Genomic DNA, 19,574 nt, shown 5'->3' with positions numbered 1-19,574 from the left:
TAAGAGGTGGAAATTGCATTTATTGGTTGAATGGGCGCATTTATTGGTTGAATGGGCGGAAGATTAACCAAAGTTGTATAACTGTTGTATATTTTTGAAGTTTTTTTTTGAAAGTCCGTATTTTATGGGGTTTATAGATGGTGGACCCTCTGGGATTCGAACCCAGGGAGGTATGACCCTCGCCGGTTTTCAAGACCGGTGCTTTCGACCAACTCAGCCAAAGATCCACGCTGTAAAAAAAATGTTGATTATAAAACTGGAGGTGCCACCCAGATTTGAACTGGGGATAGCAGCTTTGCAGGCTGCGGCCTTACCACTTGGCGATGGCACCAGTTTCAGTTTTTTCATCATGGTGCCCGGGGCCGGACTTGAACCGGCACAGTATTGCTACCGGGGGATTTTAAGTCCCCTGCGTCTACCAATTTCGCCACCCGGGCATCGGGTGTCTCTGCATTTTATAATTCGTAATAAATGGAGCGGGAAACGAGGTTCGAACTCGCGACCCCAACCTTGGCAAGGTTGTGCTCTACCACTGAGCTATTCCCGCATTGTCGCTTACAATTTGTAAGTGAGCCGGAATTATAGCGATTTTATTTTCATTTGTAAAGAGTTTTTAGCTAAAAATAGCAAAAAAATGCTATAATCCCATCAAAATTATTATATTGATATTTACTTTAGCTCTTAAGAGCTTAGCTTTAGTGACCTAAGTGGTCTTAGCGTAGATGAGGGGGATTACTCCTAACATCGTAATTCATAGATGAAGGTCTCCTTCATTTTATGAAATAAAATTAAGGATATTTATGAGAAGTGATATTATTAAAAAAGGTTTTGATAAGGCACCGCATCGTTCACTGCTTCGTGCTACAGGACTTAAAGACGAAGATTTTGACAAACCGTTTATCGGGATCGCAAACTCTTATATAGACATTATTCCAGGACACTTTTTTCTTCATGAGTATGGAGAGATAGTCAAAGAGGCTATCCGTGAGGCTGGTGGCGTTCCTTTTGTATTTAACACGATTGGTGTTGATGACGGGATTGCTATGGGGCATGACGGTATGCTTTATTCTCTCCCTTCACGTGAGATTATTGCGGACTCGATTGAGACCGTGATGAATGCACACAAACTTGATGCGATGATCTGTATTCCTAACTGTGACAAGATTGTACCGGGAATGATTATGGGTGCACTTCGCGTAAATGTTCCTACTATCTTTGTATCAGGTGGTCCAATGCCAGCTGGTCATACAAAAGATGGTACACCAATTGACCTTGCAACGGCATTTGAGGCAGTTGGTCAGTTTAATGATGGGAAAATGAGTGAAGAAGAGCTTAAAGATATCGAATGTAATGCTTGTCCTTCAGGTGGAAGTTGTTCAGGTATGTTTACAGCTAACTCTATGAATACTTTGTGTGAAGCGATGGGAATCGCACTTCCGGGTAACGGAACTGTACTTGCGATGACACCTGAGCGTATTGAGATGGTAAAAAAAGCGGCTAAGAGAATTGTTGAACTTGCGAAGATGGAAAACAACGAGAAGTATAATTTCAAAAATATTTTAAATGAAAAAGCAATTCACAATGCCTTTGTAGTAGATATGGCAATGGGTGGAAGCTCAAACACAGTTTTACATATGCTTGCAATTGCACGTGAGGCTGATGTAGAGTATAAGATAGAAAACATCAATAAAATCGCTGAAAAAGTCGCGCATATCGCAAAAATCTCTCCATCGTTAACAACTGTTCATATGAAAGATATCGATGATGCAGGTGGTGTAAATGCTGTAATGAAAGAGGTAAGCCGTAGAGGTGAAGATATCTTACATCTTGATGCACTTACAATTACCGGTGAGACTCTTGGTGAGCGTATCAAAGATGCATACATCAAAGATACTTCAATTATTCATACAAATGAGAATGCCTACTCTCCTGTTGGTGGTCTCTCAATTTTATTTGGAAACTTAGCCGAAGAGGGAGCCGTTATTAAAGCTGCCGGTATAGTGGATAGTATGCGTCACTTTAAAGGTACGGCCATCTGCTTTAACTCACAACCAGAAGCGATTGCTGGTATCATGGGTAAAAAAGTAAAACCTGGTAATGTTGTCGTTATTCGTTATGAAGGACCTAAAGGTGGTCCGGGTATGCAAGAGATGTTAGCACCTACCGCACTTATTCAGGGTATGGGACTCGGTGAGACAGTTGCACTCATTACTGATGGACGTTTCTCTGGTGCGACAAAAGGGGCTTCTATCGGGCATATTTCGCCTGAAGCTGCAGAGGGTGGACTTATTGCATTAATTGAAGATGGTGATGAGATAGAGCTTGATGTTGATAAGCATATTTTACGTCTGAATGTAGATGATGAGACTATCGCAAAAAGAAGAGCTGCATATAAACCATATAAAAATGAAGTGAAATCAAAATGGTTGAAACGTTATCAACTGCTTGTATCAAATGCATCAAATGGTGCAGTATTAAAAACTGAATTATAGGAAAGATTTTGAGTGCAATAGCAATAAAATATAATGAAAAAATAGTAGATCTACAAACTGCAGAGGAGTTAGGTCTGAGTGGTGAAGAGATAGAGTTAGATAATTCACCTGAAGCTTTAGAGGTACTGCGTCACTCAACAGCACACCTTATGGCTCAAGCGATTAAGTCACTTTATCCTGACGCTGAGTTTTATGTAGGGCCTGTTGTAAAAGAGGGATTTTACTATGACTTTAAAACAGATGCTGAGATTGGTGAAGCAGACCTTAAAAAGATAGAGAAGCAGATGCTCTCGTTTGCAAAGAAAAAGTTTCCTATTGAGCGTTATGTAATCTCTAAAGAAGAAGCGCGTAAAAAGTTTGCAGATGATCATCTGAAGCAAGCTGTTCTTGATATGATTCCTGATGAAGATGTAAGTATCTATAAACAGGGCGAGTTTGAAGACCTTTGTCGTGGACCGCATCTTCCAAATATCGGCCTTATCCGCTACTTTAAGCTAACAAAAATTTCTGGTGCATATCTTGGAGGAGACTCTAAGAACGAGATGCTTACGCGTATATATGGTATAGCTTTTGCAACAAAAGATGCGCTCAAAGCCCATATGGATATGTTACGTGAGGCAGAAAAACGTGATCACCGTAAGCTTGGAAATGAGATGAAACTCTTTACTTTCCGTGAAGAAGTTGGTGCGGGCTTTCCTATCTGGTTACCTGCGGGTGGAAGATTGCGAGCTCGTTTAGAATCACTTCTCTTTAAAGCTCACCGTAAGCGTGGATATGAGCCGGTTCGTGGTCCCGAGATGCTTCGTTCAGACCTCTGGATGACATCAGGGCACTATCAGAATTATGGTGAAAATATGTACTTCACAAAGATTGATGATATCGAGTTTGGTGTAAAGCCGATGAACTGTGTAGGGCATATTAAAGTCTATGAGGATGAGTTGCATTCATACCGTGATTTGCCGATTAAGTACTTTGAGTATGGTGTTGTGCATCGTCATGAGATGACAGGTGCACTACACGGACTTTTCCGTGTACGTGAGTTTACACAAGATGATGCGCATATTTTCTGTCGTGCTGATCAAATTGAAGAACAGATCATTGAAGTTGTGGACTTTGTAGATAAAATCATGTCCACATTTGAGTTTGATTATAAAATGATGATCTCAACGCGTCCTGATAAAGCAGTTGGAAGTGATGAAGTGTGGGAAATCTCTACAAACGCACTCAAATCTGCAATGGAAAAACATGATCTTCCTTATGAGATAGATGAGGGTGGTGGAGCTTTTTACGGTCCAAAGATTGATATCAAAATTACAGATGCAATCGGTCGTGAGTGGCAGTGTGGAACAATTCAGTTAGACTTTAATCTTCCCAAACGTTTTAAGCTTGAGTATAATGGTGAGGGCAATGATAAGATTCAGCCGGTAATGATTCACCGCGCAATTTTGGGCTCTTTTGAACGTTTTATCGGAATTTTGACAGAGCATTATGCGGGAGAATTCCCAATGTTTATCGCCCCTACACAGGTGGCAATCGTTCCTGTTGCAGAGAGTCATAAAGAATATGCTAAGCTTTTATCAGATAAACTTATCGATATTAATGCCGATAGTGAAATCTATGCGAGGAACGATTCTTTAAACAAAAGAATCAGGACTGCAGAAAAAACTCGTGTTCCTATGATAGTAGTCATTGGGGATGAAGAGATAGAAAATAAGACAGTCGCAATTCGTGACAGACGTACTAGAGAGCAGTACAACATGAGTGAGGAAGATTTCCTTCAACTTATACAAACTAAAATAAATGAGGTAAATTTTTGAGTAAAAACAAAGACCGCGTCATCATGAATGATGACATCCGTGTTCCTGAGGTAAGATGTAATGTTGATGGTGGAGAGAGCTTAGGCATCATCTCTACTGATGAGGCTATGACAAAAGCAAATGAGTTAGGGCTTGATTTAGTCCTCATTGCACCAAATGTAAAACCACCTGTTGCTAAGATCATGGATTATGGTAAGTTTAAATACCAAGAAGAGAAAAAACTCAAAGAGCAGAGAAAAAATCAAGTTAAAATTGATGTAAAAGAGATTAAACTCTCTGTGAAAATTGCAGAGAATGATATCGCTTACAAAGTAAAACATGCACGTGAATTCCTAGAAAAAGGAAAACATGTAAAATTCAGAGTATTTTTACGTGGTCGTGAGATGGCTCATCCTGAAGCTGCCCGTGAGGTTTTAGAACGTGTTTGGCCGATGGTTGAAGATATTGCGACGATGGAGAAGCCTCCAAAATTTGAAGGGCGCTACTACAATATGTATGTGGTTCCCAAAAAGTAATACTTGATAAATATCATTTTTTAATATTTCTCAATAATGTATAATGTCCTTTTCAAGAGAGAAAGGGCATTATGAAAAAATCTTTTGTACTACTTCTATTATTAGGAATTTTTCTACAGCTATTTGCTACTGATTCTAAAAAACTTACAACACAAGAGTTTCCACAAACTGAACTTAAAAAGCAAAAAATGCAAATTGCTTCTATGGTTGCCAAAGAGCTTTCAAAAAATCTTCCACAAAAAATTGATACATATACAAGTTTAATTTCCATTACAAATGAAGATGCAACACTTGTTTATACTTTTGAGATTAACAGTGGTGCCAAGAGTGATGCAGCAATCATAAAAGAAGATCACTCACGCATGCAAAGAGCAGTGACAAAAGGTGTATGCCGATCCTCAAGCAGGTTTTTAGAAGCCGGTATCAACACACGTTATATCTACAGAAGTGCAAAAAGTAAAAAAAGGCTCTTCGTCTTTAACATTACGCAGGCCCAATGTGAGAAATCCCAATTATGACAGGTGTAGAGTGTCTTTAAAAGAGATAATTCAGTCACAGGATTTTTTTAATTCTTTAAATGAGACGGAAATTGATCTGCTTTGTGAGATGACAACACTGCACTGTTATGGTGAGAATTTTATTCTCCATTATGAGAACAACCATACGAAAGAGTTACTTTTTTTAGTTTCAGGACAAGCGCGTGCCTATAAGATAGATAAACATGATAATGAGATATTTTTATACTATATATATGAAAATTCGATGATATCAGAGATATCTGACCTGAAAGCTACAACATTATATGCTTACTCAAATGTAGAACTTGTTGAAGAGTCACAGATATTAAAAATCAACTATAAAAGATTTAAAGAGAAGTTTTTGGATGAAAATATACTCTGTCAAGCGCTCACGCAAGAAATCGTAAAACGCTCTTCCCAATTGCAGTCGCTGATCAATCGAGAGTTCATTTTTGATGCAGTCTCAAAAGTAAGTATGATGCTCTATGATGATTTGGAGATGTTTAACAAACTTAAACGTCATGACATATCTTTAATGCTGCATATTCAGCCTGCGACACTTTCACGAGTACTCAGCAGACTCAAACGTAATGGTATTATTGATATAATACACGGTAGGGTTGCCATAAAAGATGAAGGGGCACTCTGTGAAATTTACAAGGATAAGATAGATGACTAAGATAAAACTACTCGGTGCTTTGATTTTTGTTTTATCACTTGTACTTGCTTACTATTCCAAATATGTTTCTGCACAAAATGAAGTAAATTTACGACTTTTAAAAACGATAAATGAACAAAAGGCTTTTACGCAGGAGATTTCTAAAAATATATTTTATATTTACAATAATAGAGATGCTTCAACTGCGCAGCTTGATGAGTCTATAAAACGATTTGTTGAGAATATGAATCATAGAGAAGAGATTTTAGATGAGGTTTTATCTGAAGAGATACAAAACCAAACAGATAAAATAATCAAAGAATGGAATCATTTTTATCTTCTCGTACAACAGTTTCGAGACGCTAGTAAAGTACAACATAATGCATATACAAACATTCTTTTAGAGAAGCTTGTCAAAGATATATATGCGGCGAATTTAACGCTTGTCGTGGAATTTAATAAATTGATCGAAATGCATAAAAAATATTTTGACAACTTTATGTATATCAGTAAGTTTGTTCAGATTTTCCTGTTTTTACTACTTATTATCGTACTTATCTATTTCTTTACACAATTAAAAGATGTTATAGGATTTATCCAAAAATTTTTAAATACCTCTAAGAATATTGTACGAAAATCAACGGTCAAAGAGGTTAAGCCCATAGATACGAAGAGCAGTGTTGCAGATATCTCAAAAGCCACTGATAATTTCAACTATCTTGTTCAAAAGATTGATGATTCCATAGAGTATTCAAGTGCTTCTATTGAAAACGCTTCTAACTCTTTAGAGACAATAGAGAAAAATATTGAAGATCTGCTTGATCTTGTCAGTACAATGGATACTCAAAACTCCTATGACAAAGAGATGATTACAAAAGAGGATATTCTTATTGAAGCACTTGAAGAGTTAACGACTTCATTGCAAAAGCTACAAAAACTTAAACAAAGCCTTCAAAACTTTAAAAAATAAAATTAGTTTTATATTTTGACCTGAGTCAAATTTTTAGACCTTTTATTGTATTACTATTTTCTTATCATTTGGGGAAAACTCTAAAATGAAAAAGAAGGAGAATAAAATGTCTAGTCATTTAAGTAAGCTGGCTTCGCTTATTGTTGGGACATCTCTAGCAGCAACAGTTGCATCTGCTGCTATTGGGGGAGAACTGCAAAAAGTGATGAAAGCAAGAGGACTTACAGAGAACGATGTAATTCGTGCTGCAAAAACTTATACGCCATCAGGTGGGAGAGATGAGTTTATTGTATTTAGTTCTGGTGGGCAAAGTGGACAGATAATTGTTTACGGTGTTCCAACTATGAGAATTTTAAAGTATATCGCTGTATTTACGCCAGAACCATGGCAAGGATATGGATATGATGAAGATTCTAAAAAGATTTTACGTCAGGGTAACATTCGTGGACGTGAAATAAACTGGGGAGATACACACCACCCTGGTCTATCTGAGAAAGATGGAAAATATGACGGGAAATGGTTAGCGATCAATGATAAAGCCAATCCTCGTATTGCTATTATCGATTTGCATGACTTTGAAACAAAACAGATTGTTGTCAATCCGGTTTTTAAATCAGAACATGGTGGTTCATTCTTTACTCCTAACTCTGAGTATATCATTGAAGCATGTCAATATGCTGCGCCGTTTGACAACAATTACCATCCAATCGAAGAGTATAAAGAGACCTACCGTGGGGGTGTAACTCTTTGGAAATTTGATAGTAAAAAAGGACGTATTAAGCCAAAAGATTCTTTTGTACTTGAACTTCCTCCATATATGCAGGATTTAAGTGATGCAGGTAAAGGTGTCTCTTATGGTTGGGGCTTTACAAACTCATTTAACTCGGAAATGTATACAGGTGGTATCGAAGTTGGTATGCCTCCATTTGAAGCGGGTATGTCAAGAAATGATACTGATTTCTTACATGTGTATAACTGGAAAAAATTAGCGCAGCTTGCTAAAAATAAAAAGAACTATAAAATGATCAATGGAATTAAAGTAATTCCAATGGATGTGGCAGTAAAAAATAACTGTCTTTTCTTGATTCCAGAGCCAAAGTCACCGCACGGTGTTGATGTTTCACCAGATGGTGAGTATATTACAGTTTGTGGTAAGCTAGATACACATGCTTCAGTTTATAAATGGAGCAAAATCAAAAAGCTTATTAAAAGCAAAGAGTATGCTGGTAAAGATCCATATGGAATTCCAATTCTTGATATGAAAAAATCACTTCATGGTCAAGTAGAGTTGGGACTTGGCCCACTACATAACCAGTACTCAAATGTTGATGGTGAGATTTATACTTCACTTTACGTTGATTCACAAATCGTAAAATGGAACTATAAAACACTCAAAGTTTTAGATAAAGAGAATGTTCACTATAACGTTGGACACCTTTGTGGAATGGAAGGAAAATCTGCTGACCCACAAGGTAAATATATTATCTCTTTAAATAAACTTGCAATTGACAGATTTGATCCTGTTGGACCACTGCATCCACAAAATCACCAGTTGATTGATGTAAGTGGTAAAAAAATGGATTTACTTGTTGATATGCCATTACCATTAGGTGAACCACACCAGGCAGTAGCTATTCGTGCAAGCAAACTCCATCCTGCAGTTCGCTATAAAATGGGTACAAATACAAAAACTGGTAAGCCACATGTTGGTAAAACATTAGCAGGTCAAGAGAGAATTGTTAGAAAAGGTAACAAAGTAACTGTTTATGCAACACTTGTAAGATCTCATATTAATCCTGAGAGAATTACAGTAAATAAAGGTGATATTGTAACTATTTATTTAACGAATCTTGAACGTGCACAAGATGAGACACATGGTTTTACAGTTGATAACTTTGATGTTCACGCATCACTTGAACCAGGGGAGACTGCTGAGTTAAAATTTAAAGCAGATATAGAAGGTGTATTCCCTTATTACTGTACAGAGTTCTGTTCTGCACTTCACTTAGAGATGATGGGTTACCTTATGGTTAAAGACCCTAATAAAAAATATGTAAGTGCACAAAAATTGAAAATGAAAAAAATGTCAAAAGCTGAGTTAAAAGCTGAGTATGACAAAACAGTTGCGGTAAATGATGCGACAGATGCGGTTATTCAGTCTGTTGTGAAATTTTTAAAAGAGAATCATTATGAAAAATACCCAACAGTAAAAGCACTGGTAGAAGATGCACTTGATCAATATGGGAAAATTCCAGGTCAGAAGAAAAAATCTGATGCAGCTGTAAAAGCTGGTGATTATGAAAAAGCTGTTCTGTTTGAAAATATGATCTGGCAATATATGGTTAAAACTGCGGATGTTGGTATTCGTGCTAAAGACCTTCTTGTAAGAAAAGTTGCAACACCTCAATCTCCTGCAGCAGCAGCTGGTGAGAGAGCATTTGGTGAAGGTGGATGTGGTGGATGTCACGTAATCGGTAAAGTGTCATCAGGTCCTGACTTAACAGGTGTTCTTATGAGACATGAAAATGCAGAAAAATGGGTAAAAGATTTTATTATGAACCCAGCATCTAAATATAAAGATCCATATGTTAAAAGCATGATTGATTACTTTAATCTAAAAATGCCTAATCAACATATGAGTGAAGAAGAGACGAAAAATATCATCGAATACCTCAAATGGGTCGATGAAAATGCTAACTTATTCTAAAAAGAGTAAGGTTCTACTTTTACAGAGGGAGGGGCTCCTCCCTCCTTCCCCATTATATATTGACATATATCATTAATTTTCATACAGACTTTCGATACAATAAGTTTAGTCTATAATTAACTTTACAATTAATTATAAAAATAGATTTTTATTAGAATTCATATAAGGAAACACTATGCACCCTAGTTTAATCAAAGCTAAAATTTTTGCTACTTTAGCTCTGCTCATTTTAACATTTTCGTTTACACTGCCTATGATCGCATTTCATGGAACGTTAAATAAAATAGATGCAGGGAAAGCTGATGAAATCTCATCATTTAGCAAAACAATTTGGAATCTTTATAATCAAGGAAGATATAAGAGTGTCACTACACTAAAAGAGGCTCATAATAATTTAGAAAAGATGATAGAGAGTGCCTCTGAGATTGGTGTAGCATCACTGCCGATTTGGGCTGTATCACTTGAAGCACCAAACTATCCAAAAGAGGCTTTTCCACAGGGAATTCCTGTTTATTTTCATTTTGACGGTTACAGCGGAGAAGTTCATGAGATGAATACAATCAACCACTATGTTGGAATGGACCCAATGTGGGTTGGTGGTCATTTTGAGCGTGCTATTGGTATCTATGCACTTCTGTTTCTCTCTTTAGGAATTATTCTATTCATTGCATATGATAAAAAATATTTGAACTATATTATGCTTATTCCTGCTGCACTACCACTTATCTTTATAGCCGATTACTCCTATTGGCTCTATTGGTTTGGACATAATTTGCATGATTGGGGAGCCTTTAAAATAAAACCTTTTATGCCTACTGTTTTTGGAGATGGGAAAATCGCACAGTTTACAACGCACTCCTATCCAACAATTGGTTTTTATATGCTTGTAGCGGTCAGTTTGCTCAGTATTCTTGCATTTTTCGCAAAACAAAAAGCATTTAAAGAGATGGAAGCAGAGAAATAAGATGAAATTTTTAGCACTTGCATTTTTACTTCTTAGTGTTACAACATTAAGTGCAAAGAATGTACTGCAAGATGCTATTGACAGAGCACCGGAAGGCTCTATTTTAAAACTGCCTGCCGGAGTTTATAAAGGTTCTGTAGTTATAGATAAACCACTCTCGATTATTGGTGAGGGTGAGGGAGTCATCATTGATGGTGAGGATAAGGGCACGGTTATAAAAGTGACAAGTTCTTATGTGACGTTAAAGAACTTAAAGATCATAAACAGCGGTAACAGACATGAGAAAGTTGATGCTGCAATCTCTGTTAGTGATGCTTCACAATGTGAGATAAGCCATTGTACTATCGATGATTGTCTTTTTGGTATTGATATGCAGATGGTGCATAACTCTTTAATTGCTGATAATTATATCAGCTCAAAAGATGTAGCCCTTGGTCTACGTGGAGATGGCCTTCGTTTATGGTACTCCAATGATAATATTATCAGAGCTAACTCGTTAGTGAAATCACGTGATATGGTTATTTGGTATTCACATGGCAACGAGATAGTGGATAATTATGGCAAAAACAACAGATACTCTTTGCATTTTATGTATGCAGGAAAAAACCTGATAAAAAATAACAAGTATGAGCTAAACTCCGTCGGTATCTTCTTTATGTACTCACAAGACTCCATTGCAATTGGCAATGTCGTTAAAAGTTCTCAGGGTGCAACGGGAATGGGCATAGGTCTAAAAGATGTCTCAAACTTTACGATCAAAGACAACACGGTTTTATACTGTGCACAGGGGATCTATATCGACAGAAGTCCCTTTGAGCCGGGTACTCACAACTGGATAGAGAACAATAAGATTTTATATAATTCAGAAGCGATGCATTTTCACTCACTGAGTGAAAATAATATTATAAAGAACAATATCATTGCAGGAAATATTGAAGATATTGTCAATGACAGTAGAGGTTCAAAAACAAATGAGAACGAGATAGCTTTCAATTACTGGGATAATTATGAGGGCTTCGATAGAAACAATGACGGTATCGGTGATACACCACATAAGGTCTATCAGTACGCAGACCAGTTATGGATGTATGATTCGGATGTAAAGTTTTTTTATGGTTCACCGGTGATTTCTCTGTTTAATTTTTTAGCAAAACTGGCACCGTTTACAAAACCGCTCTTTTTGATGGAAGATGATAAACCACGTGTGAGTAAAATATTTTAGAGAAGGGAAAATAGTATGGCAAAAAAAGTACAAACTGATAGAAGAGAGTTTATCAAGTACTCTACTTTGGGAATACTGGGACTTGTATTAGGAGGTGGTGTTGTATTTAGCCCCTATGCACTTTATGCTGAAAATAGATTGCGACCGCCTGGAGCAGTACCTGAAAAAGAGTTTTTAGCACTCTGTATCAAGTGTGGACAATGCCTTCAGGTGTGCCCTTATCACTCCATTGAACTTGCAGATATTGCACAGGGCCATGGCGTTGGAACACCTTATATTGATGCAACAAAGCGAGGATGCTATGCATGTAATGCCGTACCATGTGTTTTAGCATGTCCTAGTGGAGCTTTGGATCATAGCTGTGAAAAAGCAGAAGATATTCAGATGGGTATAGCTGTTTTAGAGTTCCCTGATAAATGTTTAGCAATGAGCAATACGCCTGTTCCGGATAACTATCTTGAGCCGATGAAGGAATTTACAGAGTCTGTCAATAATGTAACAGAGTTGGAGCTGCAACTGCTTGATAGAATGAGTGGATATGAGGGAAAAGCGTGTACGCTTTGTGCTGATATCTGTCCTGTTCCAAATCCTCTGAGTGCTATCTCTATGGTTAGAGATAGTGGTGGTGGAAACAAACCAGAGATTTATGATGGTTGTATTGGTTGTGGAGCATGTGAAGAGATATGTCCGACACAGACACCGTCAATTGTTGTAAAACCACGAGTAACATATGAAGAGTATTATAATAAAGCATAGGAAATGAAAATGAAGAGTTTATATTTAGCATCGTCTTTTATATTGATTGTAGGTTTTAGTGCGTGTAGTGATAACTCGCAGGAGAAGTCACAAAAGCAAAAGGCAACACAAACTGCGTCAGTTACACCAAAGATAGAGATTGTGCAAAATAGTGATGCACATGCGATAAAAGTAGAACAAAAGAGCAGAGATAAAACAAAAGGAAGCTCATACTATTATGACTACGGTGAGAAGAGCGAGTATGACCAAAATGCACAGCCGGCAAATAAAGATGCTTCTGTCAGAGTACGTCCAAGAACAGCCATCGATGCAAATATGAATGTACGTTCTCCCTATGAAGAGGTACAAGTTTCTATGCTTGTGAAAAAACTAAGCAAAAATTTTATAGTGCGATGTTCTCCTTGTCATAATGATTATGCAAACGGGATTATCGGACCATCTCTTTTAGAGAGAGATGCTGACTTTATCTATGGGAGGATTCAGGATTTTAAGACCGGTAAAAAGTCAAATCCTTTGATGAATGACCTTATCAATATGATGAGTGACGAAGAGATAAAAAGTATGGCAAATGAGATATACAACTTTAACAAAGAAATTAAACAGATGAGGAACAAATAATGAAAAATATAATTGTAGGAATTTTGACACTGATTATTTTTGGTCTGATGGCATGGACAGCCATGCATGGCGGTGCATATAATGGTGGAGAGCATGGTAAAGTTATTGCAGACCTTGGTAATAGAACAGCTGCGCAAACAGTTACAGCAGTTGAAGAAAAAAGTGATAGAGAAAAAGAGGCTGAGGAGCTGAGTGCCCTACGTGAGAAGGCCGGAAATATCGGAGGCTTTAAAGTAAGTGATGCATATAAAAGTAAATGTGCTTCATGTCATGGTGTTGATGGTAGCGGAATGCAGTATGGGAAAAAACTTATGGGACCGAAACTCTTTGGACAAAGTGCGGACATGCTTTATAAAAAGCTGGATGATTTTAAATCAGGTCGTAAAGAAAATATGGTTATGAAGGGATTGTTACTGCATATGTCCAAAGATGATTTGAGAAAGTTTGCTGATGAGATAGGAGAGTTTCCGGCTCGTGCAGAGGCACTGAAAAACGAACAATAAAAGAGATTATAGGATAAAACGATGGATAAGTATAACAATAGAGAAACGATAAAAAGAACTACATTCTGGTCAACTTTTTTCAACAAAACAAGAGATGGGAAAACAGTTTTCAGTTATCGTATGAAGCGGTGGATACTTGTTATTGCAATCCATCTGCTTTTCTTTTTATCGTTTGCTATTGATATACAGACATTGGAAGGAACCCTTAACGGCTCACGTTTTCTAGGTTTCCACCTGATTGACCCTTTTACGACCTTAGAGATGTTGATGGCTGAGCATTATCTCCATATAAACATCATTATCGGAGTCAGTACGATAGTTATATTTTATCTGCTTATTGGTGGAAGAACTTACTGTGCATGGGTATGTCCATATGGCATTCTCTCCGAGATTGGAGAGAAGTGGCACAATACACTTGTCAATAAAAAAATAATAAAGGACAGAAAGTTCGACCATCGTATCCGTTATGCATTTTGGACAATTTTCCTTGTGTTGTCTGCAACAAGCGGTTATCTTGTTTTTGAGACATTTAATGTTGTAGGTATTATGAGCCGTGCGATTACCTATGGCTGGAGTTTGGCACTTATCTGGGTCCTTGTAGTACTGGCTTTTGAGGTCTTTTTCTCACGTCGTGCTTGGTGTACTTATATCTGTCCTATTGGAACGACTTATGGTATGATAGGAAAAATCTCAGCTCTGCGAGTTGAATGGAATGATAATTGTGACCACTGTATGGTCTGCCATGATGTCTGTTTTGAGAATCAGGTGTTAGAGATTACAAAAGCAAAATATGATAAACAAAGAGAAGAAAAAGGGATAACAAGAGAGTATATCACAGGTGCAGATTGTACACTTTGTGGTCGCTGTATCGATGTTTGTCATGAAGATGCTCTCAATTTTGACTTTAGACTCAAAAGTTTGGTGTAGATATGATAAAAGTAAATAATATAACAAAGAAATTTGGTTCACATATCTCACTTGAGAATATCAATTGTGAGTTCAATAAAAATGAATCAATCGCTTTAATGGGTGCAAATGGAGCTGGAAAAACTACGCTTATCCGCTCTATCATGGGCTACTATCATCCAGATGCAGGAGAGGTGCTTATCAATGGAAAGAGTCCTATAAAACAGCGTGTTGAGGTACTTAAACATATCAGTTTTGTCCCTCAGCTTCCACCTCCAATCAAACTCAGTATCGAAGAGTTGATGCAGTATATCTCCGTGAGTGCAAATGTCGATAAGGAGCTCATTAAACACTACGCCAATGAGATGAAACTTGATATCAATGCAAACCTAAACAAGTCCTTCTTTAAACTCAGTGGGGGGATGAAGCAAAAGCTGCTTATTGCCATCTCTTTGGCAAAAGAGAGTGATATCATCATTTATGATGAGCCTACGGCAAACCTTGATCCAAAAGCACGAGATGATTTTTACAGACTTTTGAAGCAGAATGAAAAAGAGAAGGTACTACTCTTTGTAACACACAGGCTTGAAGAGGTAAAAGATTTGGTAAACCGTCAAATCTATATGGATTTGGGAAAAATAGTTTCGGATGAGAGATTTTAGATGAAAAATTTATATTTAATAGCCTATCTTGATTTAAAAGAGTCGATTCGGGCAAAATGGTTTCTGGTTTACTCCTTGGTTTTTGGCGGACTGATTGCTCTGTTTTTTATAGCAGGAGTAACTGAGTCACAAGTGATGGGTTTTAGTGGTTTGAGCCGACTGCTTTTGATGTATATTCAGATTACGATAGTAATTTTGCCTATATTTATCCTGATAACAACGGTACGTTCAATATCAGGAGACAGAGACAGCCACATTTTAGAGTATATGCTCTCTTTTCCAATTTCACTCAAGCAGTACTATTGGGGGAAAATCATAGGTCGTTTTATCACAGTCTATCTGCCGGTGATTTTTGCGATGATAATCGCTGTCATTTATGGAGCTTTTAAGGGTGCTGATATTCCATGGAATATTTTCTTCTTATATACAGGACTTCTTTTTGCGATGAGTGCAACATTTTTAGGAATTGCTTTTTTTATCTCTTCATTTGTCAAATCATCTGAAGTAGCACTGGGGATTGCTTTTTTTATCTGGATATTTTTGCTTGCTTTTATTGATATTGCACTCATTTCATTGATGATGCAGCAGCGTGTTGATGAAGGGCTTATCATCTTTATCAGTTTGATTAACCCTATGGAGATTTTCCGTGTTGCTGCTATTTCACTTTTTGATCCGGAACTAACAGTTATGGGACCTGTGGCATTTTATATTTTGGATTCGGTATCGCAAAGTACCTTTGTGCTGCTCTCTATAGGGTATCCACTTCTACTTGGTTTGCTTTTTGCCTTTTTTGGGTACAAAATTTTTGAGAAAAAAGATTTGGTTTAGGAGATGAATATGAAAAAAATAACTACTTTGCTGTTACTTGTTGTCAGTCTGCTTTTTTCTTCTGAAATGAACTATGATAAAAACACAACGGGGCTTGTACGGCATATGAAGGTCTACAAGTATCCAAAATGGGCTGCAAAGATAGAGCTTGCAAGTGGAGAAGATATATATTTTATATCACCTAAGTCCATGTTTGAGTTCTATTTTAGACCGGGGAAATGGCCTGAGTTTAACATCAAGAGTGAGAGTGACTTTAAAAACATCTATGTAACGGACTATGCTACTGCAAAAACAGTCAAGGCAAAGGGTGCTTTTTATGTCTATGGAAGTAATGTTACATCACCTGCAGGTGATGATTTAGTACCGTTTGATTCTTATAAGCGGGCTGAAGAGTTTTCAAAGCTACATAACGGAAAGCGAATTTTTGGCTTTAGAGAAATAAGCCGAGGGCTTATTAACTGGCTAAATGACAGCCTATAGGAGAATGAGATGATAAAACCGACACCGATAGATGAAGAGATAGTGTTAGACCCAAAGCGTTACATCGTAAGTGAAACGGATGAAAAAGGCAAGATTACCTATGCCAATGACTATTTTCAGGAAGTTTCCGGCTACAGTGAGGAAGAACTCATTGGCAAGCCTCACTCCATTGTACGTCATCCTGATATGCCAAAGGTTGTTTTCAAGCTTCTGTGGGAGACGATAGGGGCTGGAAAAAACATCAATGCTGTTGTTAAAAATCTGGCAAAAGATGGAAGGTACTACTGGATATTTACAGAGTTTGAGATCCGTAAAGATACTGATACAGGGAAAATTATAGGCTATCATGCTTCACGGAAGAAAATCTCACGCCATGTTATTGAAATCATTGCAGATCTCTATGCAAAACTTCTTGAGATTGAGAAAAAAGAGGGTGTAGAAGCGAGTGAGAAGTACCTTGTTGCGTTTTTAAAAGAGAAGGGTGATGATATGGAGTTTGCAGATATCATGGAAGAGATTCATAAATTTTACTAAAACTTCAAAAGTGATAAAAGATGAGAATACTTCTGCTGCTTTTTCCCCTTCTCTCATCTTTAAGTGCCAATCCATTGCAAGAGGCAATAGAGAAGGCCAACCCACACGCAACCATTAAACTTCAAAGTGGACATTATAAAGGCAACATTACTATCAACAAGCCTTTAACTATTCTAGGAATGGGTGAGGATGTTATAATCGAAGGGGACGGTAAAGGTAGTGTTATTACCATTACAAGCGCTTTTGTCCATCTGAAAAATCTTACAATTAAAAGTAGTGGAGAGCGTATGCATATGCTTGATGCTGCCATCTCAATGCATAAGGTACATAAATGCAGTATAGTTGCTTGCAGACTTGAGGATGTGCTTTATGGTATTGATATGGATATGGTCAGTGATTCTCGTTTTGAAGATAACTATATTACATCAAAGAGTTATGATATACCGCTTCGTGGTGATGGACTGAAGATGTATTACAGCAGTAAAAATCTCATTAGAAACAATACTATCGAGAAAGTCAGAGATATAACGCTTAACTATTCACACAATAATAGCTTCATAGAAAATAAGTTTACTGCAAATCGTTTTGCAACACATCTCTCCATGAGTAACGGGAATATTTTTAAAGGCAACAGCTATAGATATAACTCTGTAGGTATTATGCTTATGGGGGCAAAGGATACAAAAGTCATTGGCAATAGTATAACGAGCTCAAATGGTGCGGCAGGTATTGCTGTGATGATAGGTGCAGTTGCCAACTTTTTATTTCAGGATAATGTAGTGCGTTATAATGCCAAAGCACTCTATATAGATGGCAAAGAGAAAGAAAGAGGCATGAAAAGATTTATTATCAATAATGAGATAGCTTACAATGGTGAAGCTTTTCATTTTCATGCTACGATAAAAGATAACAAGATAACAAGAAACAGAGTTTTTGGAAATATTGATGATGTTGTCAAAGATATCAGTGGGAGTTTTGCAGATTCAAACATCGTAGAGTATAACTACTGGGATAGATATGCTGGGTTTGACAGAGACAAAGACGGTGTTGGAGATACACCCTATAAAGTCTATCAATATGCAGATGCACTCTGGCATTACAACAAAAAAGTGAAGTTTTTTTATGCAAGTCCAATTATGACACTGCTAAATTTTCTCTCACAACTAGCGCCTTTTATAGAGCCAAATTTGATTTTAGTAGATAAAAAACCTATCTACCAATCTCTTTGACTCTTCTAACAACTTCTTTGTAGTCAATAATTTCCTGGCCCTCTTTAATAGCATCTTTTGATTTGTGTGCTGAGAACCCATAGGCCATAGGAGTAATGTTCTCTGTATCATAGAAGGCTTTGCGTGCATCTATCCACTCTCCAGTGTCAAGATCTGTAATCCAGATGACTGCCTGACCTGCCCACTCAATATGTTCTTCATCAAACCAGAGTACCATACAGCCGATATCATCAAACATATAGACTTTGTTTGTTTGCGGATTAATGACCTGTGTAGTATTGTGTCTATCGCTGACAACCATGGCACAGCGTGCACACATATCTCTGTCATAGTGAACTTGACGGGCATGGGTATCTGCTTCTTGTTCACATCCTGTAAAGGTAAAAATGGTAAATGAGAGGCTTAATAATAAGATAAACAGTTTCATAATTAAATCTTTTTTTATGTATTTTATCTTATTATATATTTTTAGGTGATGATTTAAATCAAGAAAAAGATGTGAAAAAAGGAGAGATTATATTAAAATCTTTCCTTTTAAATCATCCTCATTCAGTTTTTCACTTACATATTTGATAACGACAACTTTTTCTGTCTCATTGATAAACCACTCTGCGATATGTTCACTCTCTAAAGTATTAAGCTTGTCAAAATCAACTTCATTTTCAGGGATAATAAGATGAGAATGGCGAATAGGGTTTTTCATCTTTACAGCTGTAAAGATAAGCCAAGCAAGAGCAATGCCCCCGATAGTAAGACCAAGTGTCTCACGTGAGCTAATATCAAGGTAAAGCCCTGCAAATGTACCACCGATAAATGTAAAGAAGTATGCAGCAGAGTTCGCGATACCAAGTGCTGCCCCTTTCTGGTGTACTTTTGCAAATTTAGAGATCATTGATTGAACGAGTGGCTCCATCATATTAAAAGCGACAAAGAAAAAGATAACCGCTGTAATGAAAACTCCACTGGAGCTTGTAAGTCCCATCATTACAAAAGATGCAGTAAAGAGAACAATTGAGACCATAAATATCTGTTTAGGGATATTACGTTTTTCTCCAAACACTGCAGCTGGCCCCATTGCAATAAGTCCAGCTATCATTGCCGGTACATAGACCATCCACAGCTCACTCTTTTCCCAGTTAAATCCATACTCAGGCTGTGTTAAAAATACAGGGATGATAACAAATGCAGCTGTCAT

At 37.2% G+C, this 19,574-nt stretch carries 20 protein-coding genes and 4 tRNA genes; 18 read left to right on the top strand and 6 right to left on the bottom strand.

The annotated features are described in order from the left end of the window. Positions 1-138 precede the first annotated feature (138 nt). The 4 genes from ES948_RS08935 to ES948_RS08920 all read right to left on the bottom strand — a co-directional run bounded on the left by ES948_RS08935 (position 139) and on the right by ES948_RS08920 (position 547). Positions 139-227: transfer RNA gene (locus ES948_RS08935), tRNA-Ser, on the bottom strand. Between the two features lie 30 nt (positions 228-257). After that, positions 258-331 (bottom strand) — tRNA-Cys (locus tag ES948_RS08930). A 19-nt stretch (positions 332-350) separates the two neighbouring features. After that, positions 351-437: transfer RNA gene (locus ES948_RS08925), tRNA-Leu, on the bottom strand. 35 nt (positions 438-472) lie between these two features. Further along, a tRNA-Gly gene (locus ES948_RS08920) sits at positions 473-547 on the bottom strand. 253 nt (positions 548-800) lie between these two features. Between ES948_RS08920 and ilvD the strand changes: the two genes are divergently transcribed. From ilvD to nosD, 18 genes are all read left to right on the top strand, one after another. After that, a complete protein-coding gene (ilvD, locus tag ES948_RS08915; protein WP_152184602.1) occupies positions 801-2,492 on the top strand; it encodes a dihydroxy-acid dehydratase in 1,692 nt (563 codons plus the stop codon). 8 nt (positions 2,493-2,500) lie between these two features. Further along, positions 2,501-4,309, top strand: a complete 1,809-nt coding sequence (gene thrS, locus ES948_RS08910) for a threonine--tRNA ligase (RefSeq protein ID WP_152184601.1) — start codon at positions 2,501-2,503, stop codon at positions 4,307-4,309. Then, positions 4,306-4,824, top strand: a complete 519-nt coding sequence (gene infC / locus ES948_RS08905; RefSeq protein WP_188109495.1) for a translation initiation factor IF-3 — start codon at positions 4,306-4,308, stop codon at positions 4,822-4,824. The genes thrS and infC overlap by 4 nt, the downstream gene beginning before the upstream one ends. Before the next feature lie 71 nt (positions 4,825-4,895). After that, complete coding sequence (locus tag ES948_RS08900) at positions 4,896-5,342, top strand: hypothetical protein (RefSeq protein WP_152184600.1); 447 nt, start codon at positions 4,896-4,898, stop codon at positions 5,340-5,342. Next, entirely contained in the window at positions 5,323-6,021 is a 699-nt protein-coding gene (locus ES948_RS08895; RefSeq protein WP_246153853.1) for a Crp/Fnr family transcriptional regulator, read from the top strand. Before ES948_RS08900 ends, ES948_RS08895 begins: the two co-directional genes overlap by 20 nt. Then, positions 6,014-6,970, top strand: a complete 957-nt coding sequence (locus ES948_RS08890) for a hypothetical protein (RefSeq protein ID WP_152184598.1) — start codon at positions 6,014-6,016, stop codon at positions 6,968-6,970. Before ES948_RS08895 ends, ES948_RS08890 begins: the two co-directional genes overlap by 8 nt. A gap of 106 nt (positions 6,971-7,076) precedes the next feature. After that, on the top strand, positions 7,077-9,677 hold the full coding sequence (nosZ, locus tag ES948_RS08885; protein WP_152184597.1) for a Sec-dependent nitrous-oxide reductase: 2,601 nt from the start codon (positions 7,077-7,079) through the stop codon (positions 9,675-9,677). Between the two features lie 175 nt (positions 9,678-9,852). Then, on the top strand, positions 9,853-10,641 hold the full coding sequence (locus ES948_RS08880) for a cytochrome C (protein WP_152184596.1): 789 nt from the start codon (positions 9,853-9,855) through the stop codon (positions 10,639-10,641). Between the two features lies 1 nt (position 10,642). Further along, on the top strand, positions 10,643-11,863 hold the full coding sequence (locus ES948_RS08875) for a nitrous oxide reductase family maturation protein NosD (protein WP_152184595.1): 1,221 nt from the start codon (positions 10,643-10,645) through the stop codon (positions 11,861-11,863). Between the two features lie 15 nt (positions 11,864-11,878). Further along, on the top strand, positions 11,879-12,619 hold the full coding sequence (locus ES948_RS08870) for a 4Fe-4S dicluster domain-containing protein (protein WP_152184594.1): 741 nt from the start codon (positions 11,879-11,881) through the stop codon (positions 12,617-12,619). A 9-nt stretch (positions 12,620-12,628) separates the two neighbouring features. Beyond that, a complete protein-coding gene (locus ES948_RS08865) occupies positions 12,629-13,237 on the top strand; it encodes a c-type cytochrome (protein ID WP_246153852.1) in 609 nt (202 codons plus the stop codon). Continuing rightward, positions 13,237-13,740 carry a c-type cytochrome gene (locus ES948_RS08860; RefSeq protein ID WP_152184592.1) on the top strand — a complete coding sequence of 168 codons (504 nt, stop codon included), beginning with the start codon at positions 13,237-13,239 and terminating at the stop codon, positions 13,738-13,740. The genes ES948_RS08865 and ES948_RS08860 overlap by 1 nt, the downstream gene beginning before the upstream one ends. Before the next feature lie 21 nt (positions 13,741-13,761). Next, a complete protein-coding gene (locus ES948_RS08855) occupies positions 13,762-14,667 on the top strand; it encodes a NapH/MauN family ferredoxin-type protein (RefSeq protein ID WP_152184591.1) in 906 nt (301 codons plus the stop codon). Between the two features lie 2 nt (positions 14,668-14,669). Then, positions 14,670-15,308, top strand: coding sequence for an ABC transporter ATP-binding protein (locus ES948_RS08850; protein WP_152184590.1), 639 nt, complete (start codon positions 14,670-14,672; stop codon positions 15,306-15,308). Next, positions 15,309-16,136: an ABC transporter permease gene (locus tag ES948_RS08845; RefSeq protein ID WP_152184589.1), complete on the top strand. Its 828-nt coding sequence runs from the start codon at positions 15,309-15,311 to the stop codon at positions 16,134-16,136. A gap of 9 nt (positions 16,137-16,145) precedes the next feature. Beyond that, complete coding sequence (locus tag ES948_RS08840; RefSeq protein WP_152184588.1) at positions 16,146-16,616, top strand: nitrous oxide reductase accessory protein NosL; 471 nt, start codon at positions 16,146-16,148, stop codon at positions 16,614-16,616. Positions 16,617-16,625: 9 nt separating this feature from the next. Further along, complete coding sequence (locus tag ES948_RS08835) at positions 16,626-17,150, top strand: PAS domain-containing protein (protein WP_152184587.1); 525 nt, start codon at positions 16,626-16,628, stop codon at positions 17,148-17,150. A 20-nt stretch (positions 17,151-17,170) separates the two neighbouring features. Then, entirely contained in the window at positions 17,171-18,379 is a 1,209-nt protein-coding gene (nosD, locus tag ES948_RS08830; RefSeq protein ID WP_152184586.1) for a nitrous oxide reductase family maturation protein NosD, read from the top strand. Here nosD and ES948_RS08825 read toward each other — a convergent pair. Continuing rightward, entirely contained in the window at positions 18,360-18,806 is a 447-nt protein-coding gene (locus ES948_RS08825; RefSeq protein WP_152184585.1) for a hypothetical protein, read from the bottom strand. The two genes, nosD and ES948_RS08825, sit on opposite strands and share 20 nt — an antisense overlap. An 87-nt stretch (positions 18,807-18,893) precedes the next feature. Then, on the bottom strand, positions 18,894-19,574 hold a 681-nt coding region (locus ES948_RS08820), incomplete at its 5' end, for an MFS transporter (RefSeq protein WP_152184584.1).

It is taken from the genome of Sulfurimonas indica (genome assembly GCF_009192995.1).
GTDB classification, from domain to species: Bacteria; Campylobacterota; Campylobacteria; order Campylobacterales; family Sulfurimonadaceae; genus Sulfurimonas; species Sulfurimonas indica.
The sequence above is the reverse complement of the archived record's forward strand: the minus strand, read 5'-3'. Positions and strand labels throughout refer to the sequence as shown.